Source organism: Arthrobacter arnarulunnguaqae, from assembly GCF_051262515.1.
In the GTDB taxonomy this organism is placed as follows: Bacteria; Actinomycetota; Actinomycetes; order Actinomycetales; family Micrococcaceae; genus Arthrobacter_N.
On record NZ_JBIMER010000009.1, the window covers coordinates 32,092 to 56,835 of the forward strand.

Consider the following 24,744-nt stretch of genomic DNA (forward strand, 5'->3'; position numbering starts at 1 on the left):
GCGCGCGGTCTACAGGGACTCGTAGTAGTCGCGCATCCCGGGATAGTAGGACTCGAAATCGGGCATCGGCCCGTTGACACGGCTCGCGGCCAGCCGGTCGAGGTAGAACTCCCACCCGGCTCCGATCTGCCCCAGTCCCGCGCGGGACGCCAGATGTTGGATGAGCCGGACCAGCGTTCCCGGTCCGGTCCGCTCCAACCGGAACTCCAGGTCCCAGACGCCATGCTCGTCGTGCATGGAAACCTCCAGCCGGTGCGGCGGCTCGCAGGCGACCACGTCCAGGCGCGATGTCGGTGCGCCGTCCTCCGCCGTCATCGTCACCACCACGCGGCCGCCGGGCCGCCCCTCGCCCTCCCACGGGCCGAACCACAGGGCCGTGCGCGTGCTCTCGGTCAGGCTGCCCCAGACGTCGGCCACGGGCGCCTGCAGGTAGCGTTCCACCACCAGGTCGATTCCCGTGTCCGTGGGGAGGACGCGACCAGTCGGATCAACCGGCATGTGCGCACCTCCGTCCCGCGGGTTCGGCCGGTGCGGTCGCCCCGGATGCTTTAGTTTCCCCCCGCCTATCCCGCGGGGGCAAGGGCCAGCCGCAGAATCCTGGAGGACGCGCCCTCGTTCGTGGCCACCCACAGCTGGCCGCCGGTGGACTTCCCCGCTTCGCCCGCCGCGGCCCCCGCGGCGCTCCGCGGCACGGACACCACGTCCCGTAGCCGCCCGTACTCGCCGCGCAGGAATTCCCGTGCGCCGGGCAGGGCTCCGCCGGCCCCGGTCTCCGAGCCGGCTTGGGGCAGCGGCAGTTGCCACAAACGTTCCCCGCGCAGGCAGGCCGCGTAGGCGTATCCGCCGGCGATCGCCAGGGCGCTTGGCGAGGCCTCCGCGGTGGATCTCCAGACATGGACGGCGGGCACGAACCGGCCGTCGTCGGCCGCGCCCGTGACCTCCGGCCACCCGTAGTTCCCGCCGTCGCGTATGAAATTGAGCTCGTCGTCGCGATCGGGCCCGAACTCCGTGGACCACATTCGTCCCTCCGCATCCCACCCGATGCCCTGGACGTTCCGGTGGCCCAGCGACACGAACGGCGCCGGCGCCCGCAGGGGCAGGTCCCGACCCGCGGCCACGTCCAGGCGCAGAATCTTGCCGGACGGGGATTGCGGATTCTGGGAGGCCTCGCGGCGGCCCGCGTCGCCTGTTCCCACATACAGGAGACCGTCGGGGCCGAACTTGATGCGGCCGCCGTTGTGGTTCCCGGCGGAGGGCATGCCGGTCAGCACGGGTTGTTCCGTGCCGAGCCCGGTTGCGCCGACCTCGAACCGGGACACCCGGTTGCCGTCGTCGGCCGTGAAGTAGGCATAGAGCAGGGCGTCGTTCCCAAATCCGGGGGACGGCTCCAGTCCGAGTAGGCCCCCTTCTCCCCCATGCACGACGCCGGGGACCACCCCGAGGACGTCGGTGCCGCCGTCGGGCTTGACCCGGTGGACGGCACCGGTGTCGCGCTCGGAGACCAGGGCGGTCCCGTCCGGGAGGAAGACGATGGACCACGGCGTGTCCAGGTTTTCGGCCACAGTGCCGACGACGCGCGGTTCGGGCGGCGGATCGCCGGCCGCCGTCGTTCCGGAGGGCGACGCCGGAGCGACGCCGGTCGAGACCGCACCACCACCACGACTGCCGCCGGCGTCGGAGCACGCCGCGAGCAACCCGCCGCACAGTGTGGCGGCGCCGGCCGCGAGCACCGTCCTCCGGCTTGCGCGTGCATCCCGCTGGTCCATGGCCCCAGCCTAGGACCGGGTGCCCGCGGGGTCGACGGCTACGGCCGAAGCGGGCGGGAAAAAACGACGTTGGTGCGAATCTTGCGGAAACCGACACGCTCGTACAGGCCCACCGCTCCCGTGGGACTGTCCGAATCCACGCCGAGGTCCACGATCCGATAGCCGTCCTCCTTCGCCGCCCGGACGACGTCGGTCAGCATGCGCCCAGCGTGTCCACGTCCCCGGGCACGACGGCGGGTGCCCACCAGACTGACGTAGAGCTCCCCGGGGGCCCATTCGCCGCTCAGCAGGTAGGAGTCCACGGCGTCTTCCTGGCTCGCGGTCGGTCCGGGGTTGAGAACCAGCCTGCTGTACCCGGGACGGAAGCTGCGCGAGTTAAGTTGGTCGAGCCACTTTTCGGCCGACCGTTCCGTGGATCCCCAGTGGTCGGCGAACGCCTCGTTGTGCGCCACCCGGGTGGCCTCTGCGTACTCGGGTGCGAACGCCACGGCCGGGGAGTCCGGGGCTTCCGCCATCGTGGGGGCGGCCGGGGCTTCCCACCGGGCGAGGTAGACGCGCATGTCCTGAAAGTAGCGGACTGGTTCGTAGCCCCTGGCGGCGACCATCCGCGCGGCCGAAGACCCCGGTTTACCCGACCACACGTCGACCGTGGTTGGAATGCCGGGATGACGCTGCCCGGAAAGTTCCCTGCCGCGTTCCTCCATCCTGTCCATGATCTCGCGGCCGATGCCACGCCCACGGTGGTCCCCGACGACACCACCGCCGATGTGGGCCTTGGCGCGGCCGTCCCTGAGCGTATGGCTGACCCGCAACTGCCCGAAACCAACCATGGTGTCGCCGTCCCAGACGGCGAGGCTGTCCACGGAGGCATCGAACCCCGGTTCCGCGATCTCCTCGGCAAGGTCCTCGGGCCCATAGACCTCATCCGTGTCGTCCTGCCGCGCCAGAAGGTTCGACAACACACTCCATGCCGGGGTGTCTTCCACCTGGATGCTTCGCCAAACCAGTGCCATGGGCAACTCCCGTCTCGATGCGGCCGGTCGTTTCTACCGGTCCCGTGATTGGTATTTCCCAATGCGGTATGTGGAATCTATCCCTCGGGCCGGCGAATGTCACGCCCCGAGGCGCCGTTCCCGTGAACCAAGAAGTACACATGCTGTGAACATGGTTATCCACACATGGGGATAGAACTGTTGGTAAGTATGTTCTATTCGCCGTCACCGGCGGGATGCGCTACCCGCGAAGGGCATGAACTACATCGATGTAAGTTGTGAACACTGTGGATAGAGGCTGTGGATAGGTGTTCGGGGGCGCTATTTTCCGCGCCAAACCAAGGAACGGCTGCGTGGGAACTGTGTGTCCGGCTTTGGCGACGTCGGGGATACGTGGTCATTCACTGCGCACAGGATGTGCACAGAACTTATCCACAGGTGTGGATGACTATGTGAATCATCAAGGGAATTCCCTTGGTTTCCAGTTCGTGGACGCTCCCTGCGGGCATCGGGTGCCTCGGGGGGCGGTGAACTACACGGCTGTCACTTATTAACACTGTGGATAAGTCCTGTGGAAACCAGACAGGCACGTCCCCGGCGGAAGACGGGAACGTGCCTGGTGAAGACCTTGCGTCTGGTCGTCGGGCGGAGACCGTGTTGGGGCCTATGCGACGCCGAAGAGCCGAACGGGAACCAATTGCCAGCCATACCAGGTCAGGCCCAGCAGGATGGCCGAAACCAGCCCCACACCCGTCCACTGCACCAGGGAGCGCCGCGGGCCGCGCGGCGCGTACGCGAACACCGCTGCGAGCGCGGCCCCGGTGAGGAGTCCGCCCAGGTGCGCCTGCCAGGAGATGTTCACCCCCGGGAGGAAGCCGAGGACCAGGTTGATGCCTATGAGGATCAGAATAGGCCGGTAGTTGCCGCCCCTGGCCTTCATCACCACGAGCAACGCGCCAAAGAGGCCGAACACCGCGCCGGACGCTCCGACCACCCCGACCCGGGGCGATTCCAACAGCAACACGGCAACCGAACCACCGAAACCCGCAATGAGGTACAGCATCAGAAACCGGAGCCTGCCCAACAGCGGCTCCAACGCCTGGCCAATCACATACAGCGCATACATGTTGAAGGCGATGTGCATGAGGAAACCCGTGGAGTGGAGGAACGTCGCCGTGAGCATCCGCCACGGCTCGCTGCCCGTGTACAGGCCTGCGTAGAGCAGCAGGCCCTCGAGCGGGGGCACCGCGAACTGGCCCACGAAGACCGCCAAGCACGCGGCGATGATCGCGTAGGTCACCACGGGCTTCCCCCCTCGCTCTTTTCCCCCGAAGGCGGTACGGGTGGCACGGACCTGGGAACCGGTCGCCTTCACGCAGTCGACGCACTGAACACCGACCGCCGCGGTGCGCTGGCACTCGGGGCAGGCCGGTCGTCCGCAGCGCTGACAGCGGACGTATGAGGTGCGGTCCGGATGCCGAGGGCAAACGGGGACCTGCATCTCGGGTTGCTGCGCGGGAACGCCGAAGGCCATGGGGGTCTCTCCTGATAGGTGGGTTGGCGGACGCTTAAACGCGAACGGGTCCCGTCACGGATTCGAAAGAACCGAGACGGAACCCGCCGTGCCGCGAATGCCGCGAAAGTACGGAGTGCCGGGTGCCTAGACGGCTTCGACGTCGATGGTGTTGATGACGACGTCCTCGAGCGGCTTGTCGCGGCCGTCCGTCGGAATCGCGTTGAGCTTGTCGACGACCTGGCGGGAGGCCTCGTCGGTGACGTCGCCGAAGATGGTGTGCTTGCCCTGCAGCCAAGTGGTCGGAGCCGCCGTGATGAAGAACTGGGAACCGTTGGTTCCGCGTCCCATCTGGATTCCGGCGTTGGCCATCGCGAACTTGTACGGCTCGGTGAAGTCGAGGTCCGGGTTGATCTCATCGTCGAAGCGGTAGCCCGGTCCGCCGACGCCCTGGCCCAGCGGGTCCCCGCCCTGGATCATGAAGTCGCTGATGATGCGGTGGAAGATGGTTCCGCTGTAGAGCGGGGTGTCCGTCAGTTCCTGGCCGGATTCCGGGTGGACCCAAGCCTGCTCGCCGGTGGCGAGGCCAATGAAGTTCTTGACGGTCTTGGGCGCGTGGTTGCCGAACAGGTTGACCACGATGTCACCGTGGTTGGTGTGGATGGTGGCCTTGTGTGTGGGAATGGCAGTCATGCGCCTATTCTTCCATGGCCCCGGGGGGCCCCGGCCCCCCATGTACGCGGACAGTGAACACGGCGCTCGACCGCCCGTGCCACGCCCGCGTGGATGGCCCGCCCGAAGTGCAACGCGTAGGCTAGGCGCGGATGCTCCAACAATTCGGGAGGAACGTGTGAAGAAGACAGAACGCATTGCCCGTGACCTTGGTGATTCGGTCACCACCGGTGTGGAAGGTGCCCGCGATTGGGCCACGCCCCGGGTGGAGGCGGCCGTGGGCTGGGCGGTGCCACGCCTCGAGAAGGGAATCGAGACGGCTTCCCCCAGGATCCAAGAGGGGCTGCATCGCGCGGCCAGCGAGCTTGCCGGGGGTGTCGCGAAGGTGACGCCGCGGATCCAGGACGGCTTGGACCGTGTCGCGCCACGCATCTCCCAGGTGGTCGACGAGGCTTCCCCGCGTATCCAGCAAACGCTGGACAAGGCGACGCCGGCGATCCACCGAGCGCGTGACCTCGTGGTGAACCAGTACATCCCCACGGCCAGCGCCAAGCTGGGCGAGGCCGCCGACTACACCGCGCGCCGTTTGGACGGGGCCACCTTCCCGCAGCCGGTGCACGAGGCGGTCGCCTCGTTCTCCGGAGACAAGAAAGCGCTGAAGAACGCACAGAAGTCCGCCGTCGTCGCCGTGCGCCAGGCCGGTAAGCAGCTCCGTAGGGAACAGGCTCACCAAGGCCGCAAGCGCGGATTCCTGATCTTCGGGATCATCGCCGCGGTGGTCACGGCCGGCGTCGCCGCTTGGAAGGCGTCCAAGCCCGTCGAGGATCCATGGAAGTCACCGGCGCCTGTGGAACCCACCCCTGTGCCCGTCGCGGTGCCCGCGACGGAGACCGAGGCCTCGACCGAAGAGGTCCGCGAGCATCTCGCCACCGCCGAGACGCCGTCGGTCGACTCGCCCGAGCCCCTGTTCGCGGAAACCGCCCAGGGATCCGCGGCCGGGGTCGACGCCGATTTGGCCACAGAGGACGCGACGGATGGCGACTCCGACGCTTCCCCGAAGCCGGGCCCGCGCGGCGCCGCACACCGCGCGCCCGCGACAGGCACTTCCACGACGGAGGGCTAACGCCCCACGGCGCGGAATGGGGGGAGGTTCGCTACGGCGGACCTCCCCTTCCGCATGTCCGGTCGCTGATAGATTGGACATGTGGATAACGTCAAACCCAGGGTCTCGATCGTCGTTCCGGCGTACAACGAGGAAAGCGTGATCCGCCAGTGCCTGGTCGCCGCGATCTACCAAACCGAGCCGGCACATGAGATCATCGTCGTCGACAACATGTCCCGGGACACCACCGCGGAGATCGTGCGGCAGATGCAGGCCGAGTATCCCGAGGCTCCCATCCGGCTGATGAGCCAGGATCGCGAGCAGGGGCTCATTCCCACGCGCAACTACGGGCTCGGCGCGGCCACCGGCGACGTCCTGGGTCGCATCGACGCCGATTCGGTGCTGGAACCCGATTGGGTGGAGCAGGTCTCCCGCACCTTCTCCGACCCGGAGGTCATGGCGGCCACGGGGCCCGTCGTGTACTACGACATGCCCATGCGGCGCTGGGGTCTCAAGGCGGACGACAAGATGCGCCAACTGGTGCTGAAGGTCGCCTACAAGCAGTACCACTTCCTCTTCGGGTCCAACATGGCGCTGCGCCGCACGGCGTGGAAGACCATTGCCTCCGAGGTGTGCCGCGACGAGGCGGACGAAATGCACGAGGACATCGACATCTCGGTCCATCTCGCGGACCACGATCTCCTCATCCGGTATGTCCCTGGCATGGTGTCCGGCATGTCCGCGCGCCGCCTGGAGGATTCGCCGAAGGACTACCGCTACTACGTCACCCGGTTCGACCGCACGTACAAGGCGCACCAGATCAACCGGACGGTCCTGAAGATCCCGATGCTGATCTTCATGTCCATCTACTACCCGGCGAAAATGCTGCGGTACATCCACACGGTGCGCAGCTCGCAGCCGGTGCGACGCGGCGGGATCTGAGCCGCCCTAGTCGGCGCCCAGCTCGGCGGTCCTGCGCAACGCGGCCGCCCGCCCCTGCCCGCGCACGACGGCGATCAGTCCCAGCACGATCAGTCCGAGGCCGACGTAGGTCCCCGCCGGCAACTGCTCGGCGAGGAACACGGCCGCCAGGATGGCCGCGCCGGGGATCTCCAGCAGGATGATCGTGGAGACGGTGAGCGCGCCAAGCGTGGAGAGGAGGTGGTTGAAGATGCTGTGTCCCAGGAGCTGGGCGCAGACGGCCAGTGCCACGATGCCGATCCACCCCTCGGGCGGGAAACCCCACAGGGGTTCCCCGAAGACGAGGCACAGCCCCAGCAGCACAAGCGCCGTCATCGAGTAGCAGAGCGTGGTGTACGAACCGGTGTCCATGGTCTCGCGCGCCTTGCTGCCCGCCAGGGTGTAGGCGCCCGCCAGCGCGCCCCCGGCGATCGCCAGCACGTCCCCGCGCAACGCCTCCGGCGAGGTCCCGATGTCGAACCCCGTGATCACGACGACGCCGGCGAGGGCGAGCAGCATTCCCACGGCGGCCTGGGCCGGCAGCTTGATGCCGCGCAGGCGTTGGAACAGGACGATCCAGGCCGATTGGAGGCAGACCAGCGCGGTGGCCGCCGCGACCGAGGTCAGGCGGATCGAGGTGGTGAAGCAGACGAAGTGCAGGGCCAGGGACACCGCGGCGACGGCGCTCCATCCCCATTCGCGCCGTCCGGCGGAACGCAGGCTCTTCGGGTTGCCAGCCAGCACCGGCACGGCCGTGGCCGCGGCCCCGATCGCGTTGCGCCAGAACGCCATGGCCATGGGAGGAACGCTGGGCGTCGCCGCGATGATGGGACCGGACGCCGAGACGCCCAGGACGCCGATGGCGGCCAGAAGGATGATCACCGCACCACTCTAGGCGCAGGGGGCGAACATCCAACGGCGATCCGTGGGCGCAGTGTGGACAGATGGCGAAGGTCCCGGACCAGTGGCCCGGGACCTTCGTTTCCACGGTGGAGGCAAGGGGACTCGAACCCCTAACCCCCTGCTTGCAAAGCAGGTGCGCTACCAATTGCGCCATGCCCCCGTGGGGTTGGAACTAGTCGATCGTGTCCGTCGACTCGCTCCAGACGGATTTCTCCGCCTCGGTTTCCTTCCACTTCCGATACGTGGCGATTCCCGCGATGGCGGCCGCCAAGACCAGCAGTTTCCGCATCGGGACCTCGTTCATTCCGGAGGGAGGGATTCCGTGGGCGTACCAGGACTTGAACCTGGGACCTCTTCGTTATCAGCGAAGCGCTCTAACCGCCTGAGCTATACGCCCTCAGTGTCCCTTGAGGACGAGATATGACTTTACCCGAACATTTGGCCCATAAACAAATCGGTTCCCGGGCCGCGGTGCGAACCACGTCCCGGGAACCGATCGAACGGCCTGCGGCGGGTCGTTTAGTCGTCGGTTAGCGTGATTCCGATGCCACCGACCAAGGTGGAGGAGATGTTGTACAGCACCGCCGCCAACATGGACAGGGCGGTCAGCAACACCACGTTCACGACGGCGATGATCGTCGCGAAGGAGGCCACCTGCCCCAGCGAGGCCAGTTCCTTCAGGTCGAAGCTGCTCTCGCTGCCCGCGACCTCGAGCAAGAGCTCGTTGACCCGGTCGAAGATGCCGGTCAGGTCGAGCACCGACCACAGGACAACCGACGCCACCACGGTGACGATGCCCAGCGCGACGGACAGGAGGAACGCCATCTTCAGGACGGACCAGGGATCCACCTTGCTTACCAGCAGGCGGGCCTTGCGGACCTTCGCTTTGGGTGCGGGACGCACCAACTGCTGCGGACGCTGGCCCGGACGCTGCTGCCCGGAACCGGCGGGACGCTGCCCCGGACGCTGCTGCGCGGCCCCGGCGGGGCGCTGGGCGGTGCCCCCGGCGCGCTGCTGCGCAGACGGAGTCTGGCGCGGCGCGGCCGGACGGGTACCGGCCTGCCCCGCGGGGCGGGGGGTCCCCGGTCGGGGGTTGTTGGGGGTGCTCACGCGTTACCTCCATCGGTGTCTGGCTCCGGGGCGGCCTCAGCCGATTCCGGCTGTGCGCCGGCATCGGTCAGGGCGTCGCCGGACGGGGTTCCGTCTTCGGCGGCCTGGATTTGGTCTGGATCCAACGGTACTGCATCGTCTTCCGCGTCGGCTCCCAGCCCACGCTCGGCGTTCTTCGCCACGGCAATGATCCGGTCCTTCTTGTCCGGCTTCGCGAAGATCACACCCATCGTGTCGCGGCCCTTGGCGGGGACCTGTTCCACCCGGGAACGAACCACCTTGCCACCGCCCATCACCACGAGGACCTCGTCCTCCTCCTGGACGATCAACGCGCCCACCAGGTCGCCGCGGTCCTCGGCGAGCTTGGCCACCTTGATGCCGATGCCGCCGCGGGACTGAACGCGGTATTCCCCCACCGAAGTCCGCTTCGCGTAGCCGCCCTCGGTCACCACGAAGACATACGAATCATCACGGACGACGTCGGCGGCCAACAATTCGTCGGTGTCGCGGAACTTCATCCCGGTCACGCCCGAGGTGTTGCGCCCCATCGGCCGCAGCGCCTCATCCGTGGCGGTGAAGCGCACCGACTGCCCCTTCCGCGATACCAGCATGAGATCGTCGGTCTCGGACACCAACCGCGCGGAGACCAACTCGTCCCCGTCGCGCAGGTTGATGGCGATCACGCCGGCGGACCGGTTGGTGTCGTAGTCGACCAGCCGAGTCTTCTTGACGAGGCCGTTCCTGGTGGCCAGCACCAGATACGGGGCCTGCGCGTAGTCGCGGAGGTCCAACACCTGCGCGATCCGCTCGTCGGGCTGGAACGCCATGAGATTGGCCACGTGCTGGCCCTTGGCGTCGCGCCCGGCCTCGGCGAGCTCGTAGCACTTGGCCCGGTAGACGCGACCGTGGTTCGTGAAGAAGAGCAGCCAGTTGTGGGTGGTGGTCACGAAGAAGTGCTGGACAACGTCGTCCCCGCGCAGTTGAGCGCCCCGGATGCCCTTGCCACCACGGTTCTGCTGGCGGTAGTTATCGCTGCGCGTGCGCTTGACGTAGCCCCCGCGCGTGATGGTGACGACCATCTCCTCCTCGGGGATCAGGTCCTCGATGGACATGTCCCCGTCGTAGCCCATCAGGACCGCGGTGCGACGATCGTCGCCGTGCTTGTCGACGATCTCCTTGAGCTCCTCGGAGATGATGGTGCGCTGGCGTTCTGGATCCCCGAGGATCACCTTGTACTCCGCGATCTCGATTTCCAGCTTGGCGTGCTGGTCCTGGATCTTCTGGCGCTCCAGCGCGGCGAGTCGGCGCAGCTGCATATCCAGGATGGCCTGGGCCTGCAGGTCGTCGATGTCCAACAGGGACTTGAGGCCCTGGCGCGCGTCGTCGACCGTGGGGGAACGGCGGATCAGCGCGATGACCTCGTCCAGCGCGTCGAGCGCCTTGAGCAGGCCGCGCAGGATGTGGGCCGCCTCTTCGGCCTTGCGCAGGCGGAACTGCGTGCGGCGCACGATGACGTCGATCTGGTGCGTCACCCAGTGCCGGATGAACGCGTCGAGCGAAAGCGTCCGCGGGACGCCGTCAACGATGGCCAGCATGTTGGCGGAGAAGTTGTCCTGCAGCTGCGTGTGCTTGTAGAGGTTGTTGAGGACCACCTTGGCGACGGCGTCGCGCTTGAGCACGATCACCAGGCGCTGGCCGGTGCGTCCGGAGGTTTCGTCGCGCAGGTCGGCGATGCCCTGCACCTTGCCGTCCTTGACCAGGTCGGCGATCTTGATGGAGAGGTTGTCCGGGTTGGCCTGGTACGGCAGTTCCGTGACCACCAGGCACGTGCGGCCCTGGAGCTCCTCGACACTGACGACGGCGCGCATGGTGATCGAACCGCGACCCGTGCGGTAGGCGTCCTCGATCCCCTTGTGGCCGAGGATGGTCGCGCCGGTGGGGAAGTCGGGTCCCTTGATGCGCTTCAGGAGCTCCTCGAGGAGCTCATCCTTGGTCGCGTCGTGGTTCTCCAGATACCACTGCACGCCGTCGGCGACCTCGCGCAGGTTGTGCGGCGGGATGTTGGTGGCCATGCCGACGGCGATTCCGGAGGACCCGTTGACGAGCAGGTTGGGGAACCTGGCCGGCAGGATGGTCGGCTCCTGGTTCTTTCCGTCGTAGTTGTCCTGGAAGTCGACGGTTTCCTCGTCGATGTCGCGGACCATTTCCATGGCCAGCGGGGCCATCTTGGTCTCGGTGTAACGCGGGGCGGCTGCGCCGTCGTTGCCCGGCGATCCGAAGTTGCCCTGGCCCAGCGCCAGGGGGTAGCGCATGGTCCAATCCTGGATGAGGCGGACGAGGGCGTCGTAGATCGCGGAGTCGCCGTGCGGGTGGTACTGGCCCATGACTTCGCCGACCACGCGGGCGCACTTGTTGTACGAGCGCTCGGGACGGTAGCCGCCGTCGAACATCGCGTAGAGCACGCGGCGGTGGACGGGCTTCAGCCCGTCGCGCACGTCCGGGAGGGCGCGGCCGACGATGACGGCCATCGCGTAGTCGAGGTAGGACCGCTGCATCTCGGTCTGCAGGTCGATCTGGTCGATGCGGTCCACGAAGGTCTGTGTCTCCGGCATGATCCGGCCCTCGATCTCGGGTCCGTCGGGGTTTTCGGGCGTCTCGTCGCTCATCGGATTCTTCCTTTAGTCACATCTGGGGAACGTGTGGGGAGGTGCGCGGGACTAGATGTCCAGGAAGCGCACGTCCTTGGCGTTCTGCTGGATGAAGTTGCGTCGCGATTCGACGTCCTCGCCCATGAGCACGGAGAAGATCTGGTCGGCGGCAGCGGCGTCGTCCATGGTGATCTGGCGCAGCGTCCGGTGGTCGGGGTCCATGGTGGTGTCCCACAGCTCGGTGTAGTCCATCTCGCCGAGGCCCTTGTAGCGCTGGATGCCGTTCTCCTTGGGGAGGCGCTTGTTCGACGCCGCTCCGGCCTTGAGGGCGTCGTCGCGCTCCTTGTCCGTGAACACGTAGTCGTGAGCCGAGTTGGACCACTTGATTCGGTACAGCGGCGGCATGGCCAGGTAGACGTAGCCCTGTTCGATCAGCGGACGCATGTAGCGGAACAGCAGCGTCAACAGCAGCGTCGTGATGTGCTGCCCGTCGACGTCGGCGTCGGCCATCAAAACGACCTTGTGGTACCTGAGTTTGGTGGCGTCGAACTCCTCGCCGATGCCCGTGCCGAAGGCCGTGATCATGGACTGGACCTCGGAGTTGCCCAGGGCCTTGTCCAGCCGGGCGCGCTCCACGTTCAGGATCTTTCCGCGCAGCGGGAGGATCGCCTGGGTGCGCGGATCGCGCCCACGCTTGGCCGAGCCGCCGGCGGAGTCTCCCTCCACGATGTAGACCTCGCACTCGACCGGGTTCTTGGACGAGCAGTCGGACAGCTTGCCCGGCATGCCGAATGTCTCCAGCGGGCTCTTGCGGCGCGCGTTGTCGCGCGCCTTGCGGGCCGCCAGGCGGGCCTGGGCCGCGAAGAGGGACTTGCGGATGATGTCCCTGGCGGTGTTCGGATTGCGCTCCAGCCAGTCGCCCAGCTCCTCGTTCACGACGCCCTGGACGTAGCCCTTGGCGATCGAGTTGCCCAGCTTCGTCTTGGTCTGGCCCTCGAACTGCGGCTCGCCGAGCTTCACGGAGACGACGGCGGTCAGTCCCTCGCGGATGTCGTCGCCCGTGAGGTTCTCGTCGTTGCCCTTGAGCAGGGTCTTTTCCCTGGCGTACCGGTTGATGAGCGAGGTCATCGCCGCCCGGAAACCCTCCTCGTGGGTGCCGCCCTCGTGGGTGTTGATCGTGTTCGCGTAGGTGTGGACGGATTCCGAGTAGGCGGTGGTCCACTGCATCGCGATCTCAACGGAGATCTGCTTGTCCTTGTCCTCGCTCTCGAACGCGATGACGTCGTCGTGGACCAGCTCCACCTTCTTGGACGCGTTGAGGTGCTTGACGTAGTCCAGCAGCCCGTCCTTGTAGAGATAGTCGACGCTACGGTGCTTCGGCTCGGCGGCCTCGGCGGCGCGCTCGTCGTCCTCCTCCGCGATTTCGTCGGCGGAGTCCTCGAGTGCGCGCTCGTCGGTCATCGTGATGCGCAGGCCCTTGTTCAGGAACGCCATCTGCTGCAGCCGCGCCCGCAGGGTCTCGAAATCGAACTCGACGGTGTCGAAAATGTCCGGGTCCGCGTAGAAGGTCTGGGTCGTTCCCGTGCCGTTCGCGTCCTCGCCCTTGACGAGTTCGCCCTGTGGCTTGCCGCCTTCCGCGAAGGACATGCGCCAGACGCTGCCCTGGCGGCGGACCTCCGTGTCGACACGCCGCGAGAGGGCGTTGACAACGGAGATTCCGACGCCGTGCAGACCCCCCGATACCGCGTAGCCGCCGCCGCCGAACTTTCCTCCCGCGTGCAGGATGGTCATCACGACCTCGACGGTCGGCTTGCCCTCGGTGGGGTGGATGTCCACCGGGATGCCGCGGCCGTTGTCCACGACCCGCACTCCGCCGTCGGCCTGGAGGGTGATCTTGATGTGGTCGCAGTAGCCGGCCAGGGCCTCGTCGACGGAGTTGTCGACGACCTCGTAGACGAGGTGGTGCAAGCCGCGGGGACCCGTGGAACCGATGTACATGCCGGGCCGCTTGCGCACGGCCTCGAGTCCCTCGAGGACCGTGATGTCGCTTGCGCCGTATTCGTGCGTCACGCGCCCGCCGTTCGAGAGGTCCTGAGCGCCTTCGGAAGAGGCTTCCGCCGTCTCCTGCCGGTCTTCCCCGACGCCGGAATCCCGGGGTTCCTCGTCCGGGTTTTCCTCGGGTGCGGTGTTCTCTATATCCACAGGCGCTACAGACTCCTTGTGCAATTCCGGCGGGCGGCGCCCGTCAGGCCGCCACTCATGAACCGGCGTCCCACAAAGCTGGGGGACGCCACGCCCTAAATTCTACCGCGAATCGTCTCTGGAATCGCGCCGATCCACGGCCAATAGGCCCCCATTGGCCAAAAAAGTGCCATAGAAGCCACTGATGGACCCTCGCATGTGGGCCTGTATGGCTCCCGGGCTTGCGGGGCGTGAGCAGGCAAGGCAACGCAGGCGACTCGGCCCCGTTCCCCGAATGGCCCCCACACCGCTATCCGTAGGTGTCTCGGGGGCCCCTGCCCTGTACGCGGCGCATCCCCTTGCGCCAGCTTGGCGCCGAAGGACCGATCACCCGGATGACGATCACGACGCCGGGACCGAGCTTCTCGTCGAAGGTCTTCAGCAGGCTGTGGCTCAGGAGCCGCAGCTGGGTGGCCCAAGCGGTGGAATCGCACCTGACGACCACCGTCGTCTCCTCGAAACTCTCCGGCGTGCAGTGCGCGGAGATTTGGGGGCCCACGAGCTCCGCCCATCGGGAAATCACCGATCCGACGGCGACGGGAGAGGTCCAGCCCCGGTCCCGCACCATGCGCGAGAACACGTTCCCGATGCCCTGGGGGTCGCGTCCGTCGTCGTATTGGATTCCCGCCGGCGACTTGCGCCGCTTGGCGCGCACCTCCGCGGCGCGCTCCCCGGCCCGCTGCGCCTGGGCCGCGTTGACGCGGATTTCCCCGCGCGCCGCCGCGGACTCGCGCATCCTGTTCAGCATGGCCCGCGCCGCGTCGAATTCGACGGGCTGTTTGCCCGTCGGGGCGGGTTCCCGCCGATCGGTCACGACTCCACCATTCCGGGGCCAACACGCAGGACCGTCCCGCCCAACTCCTCCGGGACATCCTCCGGCACCGCGGCGGTGACGATGACCTGTTCGGCGTCCGCCACCACGGCCGCGAGTTTCCGCCGGCGCCCGGTGTCCAACTCGGCGAACACGTCGTCGAGGATGAGGATCGGCCGGGCACCCTCGCGCGGATCGTCCTCACACATGGCCCGGTAGGCGGCCAGCCGCAGGGAAAGCGCCAGCGACCAGGTCTCGCCGTGGGACGCGTACCCCTTCGCCGGCACGGCCCCGAGACCCAGGAGCAACTCGTCGCGGTGCGGGCCCACCAGCGTGAGCCCGCGCTCGAGTTCCTTCTTCCGCCGGGCAGCCAGTGCCGTCAACAGGAGCTTTTCCAACTCCTCCGTGCCGGCGTCGGCAAGAGCGTTCTCCTCCGCTCCCGGCGACGGTCCGGGTGTGCCGTCGTCGTCGAGTTCCTCCACCACGGTCGACCGATAGACCGCGGTCGCCGCCTTCGATCCATCCGTGAGCCCCGCATAGGACGCTTCGAGGTGCGGCGTCAAGAGCGCCAGAACATCCAGCCTACCGCGGAGGAGCCGGGCGCCCGCTTGGGCGAGGTGCTGGTCCCAGACGTCCAGCGTCGCCTCGTGGGAGGAAGTGAACCTCCCGGCCGCGCGCCCGGATTTGAGGAGGGCATTGCGTTGCCTCAGGACACGTTCGTAGTCGCCACGGGTGGCGGCATGGTGCGGCTGCAGCGTCACCAGCAGATCATCCAAGAACCGACGCCGGTTGGAGGGGTCTCCCTTCACCAGCGCGAGGTCCTCCGGGGCGAAAAGGACGGTTCGGACAATGCCGAGGACGTCACGGGCGCGTACCGGGTTGGCCCGGTTGATCCGCGCACGGTTGGCCTTGCCGGCGGTGATCTCCAGTTCGATCGACGTCGCCTGGGCACCGCGTTGGATGCGGGCCCGAACCAGCGCCCGGTCAGTGCCGAACCGGATGAGCGCCGTGTCTCCTGAGACGCGGTGCGATGACAGCGTGGCCAGGTAGCCCAAAGCCTCGGCGACATTGGTCTTCCCGACTCCGTTGGGTCCGACCAGGACGCTGGTGCCTGCCGCCAACTGGATGTCCACCTGGGCGTAACTGCGGAAATCGGTCAGGGATATGTGAGAAACGAACACCCGGGGGTATGTCCCTATTCGCCGGGGCGCTTGACCGCGTGGCCGCCGAACTGGTTGCGCAGCGCCGCCACCATCTTCATTGCTGGTGCGTCGTCCTGGCGCGACGCGAACCGGGCGAAGACGGAAGCGGTGATCGCAGGTGCCGGGACCGCGTTGGAGATTGCCTCCTCCACGGTCCAGCGTCCCTCGCCCGAGTCCTCGACGTAGCCGACAACGTTGGCGAGCTCCGGATCTTCGCGCAGGGCCACGACCAGCAGATCCAGCAGCCAGGAGCGGATAACCGTTCCCTCCTGCCAGGCGGCGAAGGTGCCCGGAACATCCTTGATGATGTCCTTCGCGGCAAGGAGTTCATATCCCTCCGCATAGGACTGCATGATGCCGTACTCGATGCCGTTGTGGACCATCTTGGCGTAATGGCCGGCGCCGACCTCCCCGACGTGCACGAAGCTTCTGGCGGCATCGCCTTCCGGGCGGAGCGCATCAAAGACCGGCATGATTTCGGCGATGTCCGCGTCGGATCCGCCGGCCATCAGGCCGTAGCCGTTTTCCAACCCCCATACTCCGCCGGAGACGCCGCAGTCGACGAAACGGATCTGTTTCTCCGCGAGTTCGGCGGCGTGGCGCCTGTCGTCGCTGAAGCGGGTGTTGCCGCCGTCGATCACCAGGTCGTCCGGGGAAAGCCGGTCCTTGAGATCCGCGATGACGGAGTCGGTGATCGCTCCCGAGGGAACCATCAGCCACACGATGCGGGGCGTCGGCAACGCTTCCAGCATTGCCTCGACGGTGTCCACGTCAGTGAGCTCCGCATCGCGGTCGTATCCGGTGACTTCGACGCCGCCCTGGCGCAGGCGGGCGCGCATGTTGAAGCCCATCTTCCCGAGACCGATCAAACCTATGTGCATGGGTTTCTCCTTGTCGTCGATGTGGACCCGGACGGCCCCGCTCTAGCTGGGAAGCCTCACGGGCATGACCAGGTACCGGTAGTCGTCCTCATCGTCTCCGTCGAGCGACTTCTGTGCCGTCATCATGGCCGGCTTCGGCGCGGTGGTGAAGGAGAAGCGGACGAACTCGTTGTTGAAGGCGTTTAGTCCCTCGCCGAGGTAGGCGGGGTTGAACGCCACGGTGATGTCCTCGCCGTCGAGCTGTGCCTCGATGGCTTCCTCGGCCTGCGCGTCCTCGCCGGTTCCGGCGTCGAGGGAAAGCTGTCCTTCGGTGAAGGCCAGCCGCACGGGCGTGTTCCGCTCGGCAACCACGGCCACGCGACGGACGGCCTCGACGAGATCGGTGGTGCGCACGGTCGCATGGATGGGCGTGTTTTCCGGGAAGAGTGAACGGATCTTCGGATAGTCGCCGTCCACGAGGAGGGACGTGGTGCGGCGGCTGCCGCTCTCGAACCCAATGAGGTCGTTGCTCTGGCCGAGTGCGATCTTGATGTCGCCCGCCCCTCCAAGGGTTTTGGCGACCTCATTCAGTGTGCGGGCTTTGACGAGCGCGGATGTCGAGATGCCCGGGTTAGCGGGACGCCAGGAAACCTCGCGGAGAGCCAGTCGATAGCGGTCGGTCGCCAGGAATGTGATGAGGTCGTCTTCGATCTCCATCTTGACGCCGGTGAGGATGGGGAGCGTGTCGTCCTTCGACGCCGCAACGATGACTTGGCTGATGGCCTGGGCAAAAGCCTCTCCATCAACGACGCCGGCGATGTCCGGAAGTGCCGGCAGTGCCGGGTAGTCAGCGACCGGCATGGTGGCCAGATGGAAGCGGCTGCGTCCACAGGTGACTGTGACTTTGTTACCTTCCGTCTCGATCGTGACCTTCGCCTGCGGGAGGCTCCGGCAGATCTCGGCAAGAAGCTTTCCGGAGACCAGGATCGTCCCCTCCTGGGGTGTTTCCGCGGGAATCTCCAGGTGCGCCGAAATCTCGTAGTCGAAACCGGCGAGGGAAACGACGCTGTTTTCCGCTGTGATGAGGATCCCCGATAAAACCGGCGATGGCGGGCGCTGGGACAGTGAGCGGGCAGTCCAGGACACGGCTTCCGCCAGGACGTCCCTTTCGACACTGAACTTCACGTATTCCGCCTTTCACAGCACATGGGGTGACAACTTTCCGTTGCAAGCTTAGCCGGAAGGCCCGAACGGGGAATACCAGCGCAGGGAGCGGTGGACTGGTCGTGGGAACCAGCGGATGGAATGGGAACTTGTTATCTGGAATCTCATAAAAGGTGGGATTCGTAGTGTTAATAAGTCCTGTGGATTCTGTGGATAACAGGCGCAGACCGTACGGCAAGGCCGATTATGCATGTGCACAACATGTTGGTTCGCCATGGCTAAGTGCCGGTCGGCGGTGGACAAAGATCCGCGCCGTTTAAGGGATCCACAGGGGAGGGCGGAGTTATGCGCAGGTAAGCGGCTTCGTCCACTTAACCATCCACAGGTTTATCCACAGCTGTGGTTTTCGCCGCATTGGCAGGGATCGGGGCCGGTCAGCCTTCGCGCTGTTGTTGCTTGATCCGGTTGGTCAGTTCCGTCACCTGATTGAAGATCGCACGGCGTTCGGCCATCAGTTCGCGGATCTTTCGGTCGGCGTGGATCACGGTTGTGTGGTCGCGCCCACCCATTTCCTGCCCGATCTTGGGGAGGGACATGTCGGTGAGCTCCCGTAGCAGATACATGGCGATCTGTCGGGCGGTCACGAGCGTCCGGGTCCGGGACTTGCTGTTGAGTTCCTCGATGCTGAGGTTGAAGTACTCGGCTGTCTGGGCGACGATCGCCGCCGGCGTGATCTCCTGGGCCCCCTCGTCGGTGATGAGGTCCTTCAACACGGTTTCGGCGAGGGCCATGTCGACGCCCTGGCTGTTGAGGGACGCGAACGCGGTGACGCGGATGAGGGCACCCTCCAACTCGCGGATGTTGGTGGAGATCTTCGAGGCGATGTACTCCATGACGTCGTCCGGCGCCGAGAGTCCTTCCGCGGTCGCCTTCTTGCGCAGGATGGCGATCCTGGTTTCGAGTTCCGGCGGTTGGATGTCCGTCAGCAGGCCCCACTCGAAGCGCGATCTCATGCGGTCCTCGAAGCCGGCCAGCTGCTTCGGCGGCAGATCGGACGTGATGACGACCTGCTTGTTGTGGTTGTGAAGCGCGTTGAAGGTGTGGAAGAACTCCTCCTGCGTGGCGTCCTTGTTGGCCAGGAACTGGATGTCGTCGATCAGGAGGATGTCCACGTTGCGGTAGGTCTGCTTGAAGCTGGCCCCCTCGTCGTCGCGGATCGAGTTGATGAAGTCGTTCGTGAATTCCTCGGAGTTCACATACCTGACCCGGATGCCGTTGTAGAGATGGCGCGCATAGTGGCCGATGGCGTGCAGCAAGTGGGTCTTACCCAGACCGGAATCTCCGTATATGAACAACGGGTTATATGCCTTGGCGGGTGCCTCGGCCACGGCCACCGCTGCGGCATGCGCGAAGCGGTTGGACGATCCGATCACGAAGGTGTCGAAAATGTACTTGGGATTGAGTCGGCCGAATTCCTGGGACGTCGAGGGGGGGGACGGCTGCGGGCGGTTATCGCTGATCCGTTCCTTGGGGACGGGCGGCTGCTCGGATTCGGCCGGCTCCGGGCTAGCTTCGGGCACCAGATCGGAGTCGATACTGAAGGCACAGAGGATGTCGTCCTGGAATACTTGGCGGAGGGCGACGTCAAGGGGCCCCTTGAGCTGGGTCTGCAGGACTTCCCGGGTGAGTTCGTTTGGGACGGCCAACAGGAGTGTGGTGCCGATCAGCCCCTGCGGCTGGGCAAGCACCACGAAGCCGCGCTGACGCGGGGTGACGCGATCGTCCTGCTCCAGGTTGCGCACCACCTGACGCCACGCGCTGCCTACCGTGTTCGATTCTTCCGTGCTCACTATCGCAGTCCCCTCAAAGGTGTTGCCGCTCGAAAGGCGGAGGTTCCCGGCCCGGCCGAGTGCACCGGACGGCGACGGGAGTTCCGATTCTAGCCGTCATCCACAATGTTGTTCACAGACGGTGGATAACTCGATCGTTGGCGCGAACCTCCCGCTAGCGGACACGCAGATGCCTCCGCTCCCGGAATGACGGGGAAGCCGACGAAATCCTTCGCCGCCGGCTGACCGCCCCGGATCCAGCTTGTCCACAACTGTGGATTCGCTACACACAGGGTGTGGGAACTCGCTGTAGGGTTGGGAGAAGTAGACGGTGGCCACAGGTGGCCCCAGGAAGCCCCATCCCCGGTTTGACGGGGAGGGCTTCTTTCCCCTACCGTTATTTAGTCCTGTGTGTGTGTTTTCAGTGATGCCTTACGTCCTTGGTCGAGCCAGACAGAGGACAGGGCACCTGCGGAACCGCCACTTTTTGATTCGAGCGTCAGCCTGTTCTTCCCACCTTGTAGCAACGGGTTAAGGCGCATCAAATGATCGTCTTGGAGTTACTACTGTGAGCAAGCGGACTTTTCAGCCGAATAACCGCCGTCGTGCCAAGAAGCACGGCTTCCGTCTTCGTATGCGCACCCGTGCGGGTCGTGCCATCCTGGCTGCGCGCCGCGGCAAGGGCCGCACCGAACTCTCCGCATAGCATCGAGCGGATCCGCACGGATCGGCCGCATTCTTCCATGAGTGCCTTCTCCCGCGGCATCGGCGTCTGACGCCGTGCTGCCGAAGGAGCACCGGATGCGGACCGCCGGGGAATTCTCGAACACCGTACGTTCCGGCGCCCGCTCTGGGCGCCGGAACGTAGTGCTATACGCACGTTCCCGAATCGACGAGGGCGCCGAGGCGCGTTCGCGGTTCGGGTTTATTGTGTCTAAAGCGGTGGGGAACGCTGTTGCCCGGAACCTCGTTAAGAGGAGGTTAAGGGCGGTTGCCGCCGAGGCCTTGGCTAATCAGGGCCACACCTACGACGTCGTCGTGCGTGCCCTGCCATCCGCCGCTCAGGCGACCTGGGCCGAACTTTCAGTCGAGGTATTCGAGGCGATCACGGCCGCCTGCCGCGCGGCGGACCGTAAGGCGACGACCCAGAGGTCGGGGAGGGACAACCATGGCATTGCCTGAGGAAAACCCGGCAACCGGCGTCATTCGCCGTCTTGTCGATGTGCCCCGTCAGATTGCCGTGGCGTTGCTCAAGGGATACCGCGTGGTCGTTTCCCCGCTCTATGGCGATGTCTGCCGCTACTTCCCGAGTTGTTCCGCCTACGCGCTGGAATCCGTCACAGTCCACGGCGCGGTTAAGGGCTCCGGATTGGCCGCCTACAGGGTTCTTCGCTGTAATCCGTGGAGCCACGGTGGCATCGACCACGTGCCAGCCGGCCGCAGGATTTGGCCGAACGGCCACACCCCAAAGATCATGGTGTTGAATCATCCGCCGATTCCCGCCGACGATGATGCCGCAGACGCGGCTCGAGGAGCATGACCTTTAATGGAATTCTTTGACACGCTGCTGTGGCCGTTCCGCCAGGTGGTTTCGTGGATCCTTTGGGCGTTCCATGAATTGTTCACCTGGGTGGGCATGGACCCGGATTCAGGTTGGACCTGGACGCTTTCCATCGTTTTCCTGGTGCTTCTTATCCGGACCGCCCTGATTCCCGTCTTCGTCAAGCAGATCAAGGCGCAACGCGCCATGCAGGCGCTGCAACCGGACCTGCGCAAGCTGCAGGCCAAGTACAAGGGCAAGAAGGACCAGCTCTCGCAGCAGGCGATGATCGCCGAACAGCGGGAGCTATTCAAGAAGCACAAGACCAATCCGCTGTCTTCGTGCCTTCCGATCCTCGTGCAGATGCCGTTCTTCTTCGCGCTGTTCACCGTGCTGAACAACGCGGCGAAGGCGAGCGCTTCGGGCGATCCCATCGGTGCGCTGTCGGCCGCGCATATCCGGAGTTTCGACCAGTCGTCGATTTTCGGCGCCAAGCTCTCCGACACCTTCCTCGGCACCTTGAATTCCGGCTCCCCCAGCATGTCCGTGATCGTCACCGCCCTCGTCATGATCATCGCGATGACGGCGTCGCAGTTCATCACGCAGAAGCAGATCATGTCCAAGAACATGACCAAGGAGGCCCTCGAGGGCCCGTTCATGCAGCAGCAGAAGATGATGCTCTACATCCTTCCCCTGGTGTTTGGGATCGGCGGCATCAACTTCCCGATCGGTGTTCTGATCTACTGGACCGCTTCCAACGTCTGGACCCTTGGACAGCAGTTCTACGTCATTCACAACAATCCCACTCCCGGTTCCCAGGCGGAGCGCGAGCTCAACGAGCGTCGGGCTGCGAAGGGACTTCCGCCGCGGGGACAGAAGAAGATTGAGGACACCGTTCCCGAGGTCGTTGAACCCAAGGTGCAGCGGACGCAGCCGCAGCGCAAGAACAGGAAGAAGAAGTAGTCCATGAGCAACGTTGACGAGACCTCTACGCCGCTTGACCCCGCCACGCAGGACGCCGACGACGAGTCCTCGCCGAGCAGGTTGGAGGAAGAGGGCGACGTCGCCGCGGACTATCTCGAGGAACTTTTGGACATCGCCGACATCGATGGGGACATCGACATCGAGATCCGTAGCGGACGGACGTACATCTCGATCGTCAACGAGGAAGGGGGCGACGAGCAGTTGCGCGGCCTGGTCGGGCATGAGGGCGAGACGCTGGAGGCCCTTCAGGAGCTCACCCGACTGGCCGTCCTGTCGTCCACGGGGAACCGGTCGAGGCTGGTGTTGGACATCGTCGGCTACCGGGAGGGTCGTGCCAGCGAATTGCAGGGCATCGCGGAGGACGCCGTCGCCAAGGCACGTGAGTCTGGAGAGCCAGTGGCACTGCCTCCCATGAGCGCCTACGAGCGCAAGCTCGTGCACGACGCCGTTGCCGCCCTTGGATCTCACAGCGAGTCCGATGGCGAAGGACCGCGCCGGCACATCGTCGTCTCGGCCAACGAGGCCTAGGACAGGCACCAGAGGAGAGCGGAACCACGTGAGCATGGAGCATGAACCTACGGCGGAGGAACGCCGCGCCGCCGAGCTTGTTTTTGGAGATCGACTCCCCCTAGCCGAAAGGTACGTCGAGCACCTGGCAACATCCGGTATGGAACGCGGGCTGTTGGGTCCACGCGAGGTTCCCCGGCTCTGGGGCCGTCACGTTCTTAACTGTGCTGTCGTGGCGGACCTGATCGCCCAGGGCTCCGAGGTCGCGGACGTGGGCAGCGGGGCGGGGCTGCCGGGGCTCACGTTCGCCATTGCGCGGCCGGATCTTTCGGTGACGTTGATCGAGCCGTTGGAGCGTCGATGCATTTGGCTCAGCGAGGTGACGGAAGATCTTGGGTTGGACAACGTGACCGTTTACCGGTCCCGTGCCGAACAGGCCGTGGGGCACGTCGTTGCCGATGTGGTGACCGCACGAGCCGTTTCCGCCCTGGGCAATCTCGCCGGACTGACGATCCCGTTGTTGGGCGGTTCCGGCGAGGTCTTAGCGATCAAGGGTCGCAGCGCGGCCGAGGAAATCGACAAGGCATCGAAAGCCATTCGGAAGCTCGGCGGACGGGGAACCGAGGTGGTGACTGTCGGCGAGAACGTGCTCGAGGAACCAACGACGGTTGTCCGCATCCGCGTCGGTTGACGTCGAACCGATAGTCTGTACTGGTGGCCGATGCGCCATGCAGTGCGTCGAGGAGGAGGAGTAGTGAAGAGCTCGGGAAGCAAGATCCCGCCGTTTGCAGCACTCTTTCGTTCGTCGACGACCGTCAGGACTTCGGTACAACCCGAAAAGGTTGCAAATGCTGGTGAAGACACCGTTTCACGTGAAACGACTGGTCAGGAGACCACGCAGTCGGCGACAGTCGTCGCGCACGAAGACCCCGTACGGTCGCAAGAAGCAGTTCAGGCTCGAGCAGAGGCACCGGTTCAGAACGTTATGGACACCATTGACGACAGCACACCGCTGGCCAGTGAACTGGCTAGCGAAAACAAGCGACGCGAACGCCTGAGCGGCCGTACGCTGCCCAGCCCGGATGAAACACGCTACTTCACGGTCAGTAACCAGAAGGGCGGGGTCGGCAAAACAACCACCACGGTGAACATCGCCGCGGCCCTTGCCTCCGCTGGTCTGAATGTTCTCGTCGTTGATATCGACCCGCAGGGCAATGCGTCAACCGCGTTGGGGATCGAACACCACGCCGAGGTCGACAGCATCTACGATGTGCTCATCAACGACGTTCCCCTAGCCGAAGTAGTGGCGGCTTGTCCGGACGTTGACAACTTGGTCGTTGCGCCGGCCACCATCCATTTGGCAGGCGCGGAGATCGAGTTGGTTTCACTCGTTGCCCGCGAGCAGCGGTTGCGGCGCGCCCTGGACCAGTACGCCAAGTACCGCGAAGAAAACGACCTGCCCCGGCTGGATTACGTTTTTGTGGATTGTCCCCCAAGCTTGGGGCTGCTTACCGTCAACGCGTTCGTCGCCGCTCGAGAAGTGCTCATCCCCATTCAGTGCGAGTACTACGCTTTGGAGGGGTTGAGCCAACTACTGAAGAACATCGAGATGATCCAGAAGCATTTGAACGCGGATCTGGTTGTTTCGACCATTCTTCTCACCATGTACGACGGCAGGACCAATCTGGCGTCCCAGGTGGCAGCCGAGGTGCGAGAGCATTTCCCGAAGCAGGTACTTGGAGCCCTGATTCCCAGGAGCGTCCGGATTTCCGAGGCGCCCAGCTACCAACAGACCGTTATGACCTACGATCGCAACTCAACAGGCGCGCTTTCCTATCTCGAGGCAGCCACGGAGATTGCGGAACGCGCCTAGCCTCCGCGTAACGACGCATTGCGCCAAGTAGACTCGTTCTCGAGCATTCACGCCCGGCAATACGGGC

24 protein-coding genes and 2 tRNA genes are annotated in these 24,744 nt (G+C 65.4%); 9 read left to right on the top strand and 17 right to left on the bottom strand.

All coding sequences use genetic code 11. The features are described 5' to 3' along the window. Positions 1-9 precede the first annotated feature (9 nt). The 5 genes from ACHAAJ_RS09985 to ACHAAJ_RS10005 all read right to left on the bottom strand — a co-directional run bounded on the left by ACHAAJ_RS09985 (position 10) and on the right by ACHAAJ_RS10005 (position 4,964). Positions 10-498: an SRPBCC family protein gene (locus ACHAAJ_RS09985; protein ID WP_435727976.1), complete on the bottom strand. Its 489-nt coding sequence runs from the start codon at positions 496-498 to the stop codon at positions 10-12. 65 nt (positions 499-563) lie between these two features. Further along, the gene (locus ACHAAJ_RS09990) at positions 564-1,766 is read right to left on the bottom strand and encodes a PQQ-dependent sugar dehydrogenase (protein ID WP_435727978.1); all 1,203 of its coding nucleotides are present in this window, start codon (positions 1,764-1,766) and stop codon (positions 564-566) included. 38 nt (positions 1,767-1,804) lie between these two features. Beyond that, a complete protein-coding gene (locus ACHAAJ_RS09995; RefSeq protein WP_435727980.1) occupies positions 1,805-2,779 on the bottom strand; it encodes a GNAT family N-acetyltransferase in 975 nt (324 codons plus the stop codon). A 643-nt stretch (positions 2,780-3,422) separates the two neighbouring features. Beyond that, positions 3,423-4,061 (bottom strand): rhomboid family intramembrane serine protease, encoded by a 639-nt coding sequence (locus ACHAAJ_RS10000; protein ID WP_435727982.1) that lies wholly within the window; start codon positions 4,059-4,061, stop codon positions 3,423-3,425. 357 nt (positions 4,062-4,418) lie between these two features. Beyond that, positions 4,419-4,964: a peptidylprolyl isomerase gene (locus ACHAAJ_RS10005; protein ID WP_435727984.1), complete on the bottom strand. Its 546-nt coding sequence runs from the start codon at positions 4,962-4,964 to the stop codon at positions 4,419-4,421. Between the two features lie 157 nt (positions 4,965-5,121). On the opposite strand from ACHAAJ_RS10005, the gene ACHAAJ_RS10010 reads away from it, so the two are divergent. Both ACHAAJ_RS10010 and ACHAAJ_RS10015 read left to right on the top strand, forming a co-directional pair. Further along, a complete protein-coding gene (locus ACHAAJ_RS10010; RefSeq protein ID WP_435727985.1) occupies positions 5,122-6,066 on the top strand; it encodes a hypothetical protein in 945 nt (314 codons plus the stop codon). A gap of 81 nt (positions 6,067-6,147) precedes the next feature. Then, positions 6,148-6,987, top strand: a complete 840-nt coding sequence (locus ACHAAJ_RS10015) for a glycosyltransferase family 2 protein (protein WP_435727987.1) — start codon at positions 6,148-6,150, stop codon at positions 6,985-6,987. Between the two features lie 6 nt (positions 6,988-6,993). Here the strand turns inward: ACHAAJ_RS10015 and ACHAAJ_RS10020 are convergent, their stop codons facing one another. From ACHAAJ_RS10020 to dnaA, 12 genes are all read right to left on the bottom strand, one after another. After that, a complete protein-coding gene (locus ACHAAJ_RS10020) occupies positions 6,994-7,887 on the bottom strand; it encodes a DMT family transporter (RefSeq protein ID WP_435727988.1) in 894 nt (297 codons plus the stop codon). 108 nt (positions 7,888-7,995) lie between these two features. Beyond that, positions 7,996-8,068, bottom strand: a tRNA-Ala gene (locus ACHAAJ_RS10025). Between the two features lie 12 nt (positions 8,069-8,080). Further along, on the bottom strand, positions 8,081-8,212 hold the full coding sequence (locus tag ACHAAJ_RS10030; RefSeq protein ID WP_435727989.1) for a DLW-39 family protein: 132 nt from the start codon (positions 8,210-8,212) through the stop codon (positions 8,081-8,083). Between the two features lie 19 nt (positions 8,213-8,231). Then, positions 8,232-8,305: transfer RNA gene (locus tag ACHAAJ_RS10035), tRNA-Ile, on the bottom strand. A gap of 122 nt (positions 8,306-8,427) precedes the next feature. Continuing rightward, positions 8,428-9,018, bottom strand: a complete 591-nt coding sequence (locus ACHAAJ_RS10040) for a DUF3566 domain-containing protein (protein ID WP_435727991.1) — start codon at positions 9,016-9,018, stop codon at positions 8,428-8,430. After that, entirely contained in the window at positions 9,015-11,684 is a 2,670-nt protein-coding gene (gene gyrA, locus ACHAAJ_RS10045) for a DNA gyrase subunit A (RefSeq protein ID WP_435727993.1), read from the bottom strand. Before gyrA ends, ACHAAJ_RS10040 begins: the two co-directional genes overlap by 4 nt. A 51-nt stretch (positions 11,685-11,735) precedes the next feature. After that, entirely contained in the window at positions 11,736-13,736 is a 2,001-nt protein-coding gene (gene gyrB, locus ACHAAJ_RS10050) for a DNA topoisomerase (ATP-hydrolyzing) subunit B (RefSeq protein WP_435728072.1), read from the bottom strand. 421 nt (positions 13,737-14,157) lie between these two features. Further along, positions 14,158-14,655: a DciA family protein gene (locus ACHAAJ_RS10055; protein WP_435728073.1), complete on the bottom strand. Its 498-nt coding sequence runs from the start codon at positions 14,653-14,655 to the stop codon at positions 14,158-14,160. Positions 14,656-14,717: 62 nt separating this feature from the next. Further along, on the bottom strand, positions 14,718-15,899 hold the full coding sequence (recF, locus tag ACHAAJ_RS10060) for a DNA replication/repair protein RecF (RefSeq protein WP_435727995.1): 1,182 nt from the start codon (positions 15,897-15,899) through the stop codon (positions 14,718-14,720). Between the two features lie 14 nt (positions 15,900-15,913). Further along, complete coding sequence (gnd, locus tag ACHAAJ_RS10065; RefSeq protein WP_435727997.1) at positions 15,914-16,801, bottom strand: phosphogluconate dehydrogenase (NAD(+)-dependent, decarboxylating); 888 nt, start codon at positions 16,799-16,801, stop codon at positions 15,914-15,916. 42 nt (positions 16,802-16,843) lie between these two features. Further along, entirely contained in the window at positions 16,844-17,965 is a 1,122-nt protein-coding gene (gene dnaN, locus ACHAAJ_RS10070) for a DNA polymerase III subunit beta (protein WP_435727999.1), read from the bottom strand. Between the two features lie 413 nt (positions 17,966-18,378). Continuing rightward, positions 18,379-19,794 carry a chromosomal replication initiator protein DnaA gene (gene dnaA / locus ACHAAJ_RS10075; protein ID WP_435728001.1) on the bottom strand — a complete coding sequence of 472 codons (1,416 nt, stop codon included), beginning with the start codon at positions 19,792-19,794 and terminating at the stop codon, positions 18,379-18,381. A gap of 547 nt (positions 19,795-20,341) precedes the next feature. Here dnaA and rpmH point away from each other — a divergent pair. From rpmH to ACHAAJ_RS10110, 7 genes are all read left to right on the top strand, one after another. Beyond that, positions 20,342-20,479 (top strand): 50S ribosomal protein L34, encoded by a 138-nt coding sequence (gene rpmH / locus ACHAAJ_RS10080; RefSeq protein WP_003800212.1) that lies wholly within the window; start codon positions 20,342-20,344, stop codon positions 20,477-20,479. A 95-nt stretch (positions 20,480-20,574) separates the two neighbouring features. Continuing rightward, complete coding sequence (gene rnpA, locus ACHAAJ_RS10085) at positions 20,575-20,955, top strand: ribonuclease P protein component (protein ID WP_435728004.1); 381 nt, start codon at positions 20,575-20,577, stop codon at positions 20,953-20,955. Next, on the top strand, positions 20,942-21,313 hold the full coding sequence (gene yidD, locus ACHAAJ_RS10090) for a membrane protein insertion efficiency factor YidD (protein WP_435728006.1): 372 nt from the start codon (positions 20,942-20,944) through the stop codon (positions 21,311-21,313). Before rnpA ends, yidD begins: the two co-directional genes overlap by 14 nt. Positions 21,314-21,319: 6 nt before the next feature. Next, positions 21,320-22,276, top strand: coding sequence for a membrane protein insertase YidC (gene yidC, locus ACHAAJ_RS10095; RefSeq protein WP_435728007.1), 957 nt, complete (start codon positions 21,320-21,322; stop codon positions 22,274-22,276). A gap of 3 nt (positions 22,277-22,279) precedes the next feature. Further along, positions 22,280-22,825: a Jag family protein gene (locus ACHAAJ_RS10100; protein WP_435728008.1), complete on the top strand. Its 546-nt coding sequence runs from the start codon at positions 22,280-22,282 to the stop codon at positions 22,823-22,825. Between the two features lie 34 nt (positions 22,826-22,859). Further along, positions 22,860-23,495: a 16S rRNA (guanine(527)-N(7))-methyltransferase RsmG gene (rsmG, locus tag ACHAAJ_RS10105; RefSeq protein WP_435728009.1), complete on the top strand. Its 636-nt coding sequence runs from the start codon at positions 22,860-22,862 to the stop codon at positions 23,493-23,495. 63 nt (positions 23,496-23,558) lie between these two features. Then, positions 23,559-24,677, top strand: a complete 1,119-nt coding sequence (locus ACHAAJ_RS10110; RefSeq protein ID WP_435728011.1) for a ParA family protein — start codon at positions 23,559-23,561, stop codon at positions 24,675-24,677. Positions 24,678-24,744 lie beyond the last annotated feature (67 nt).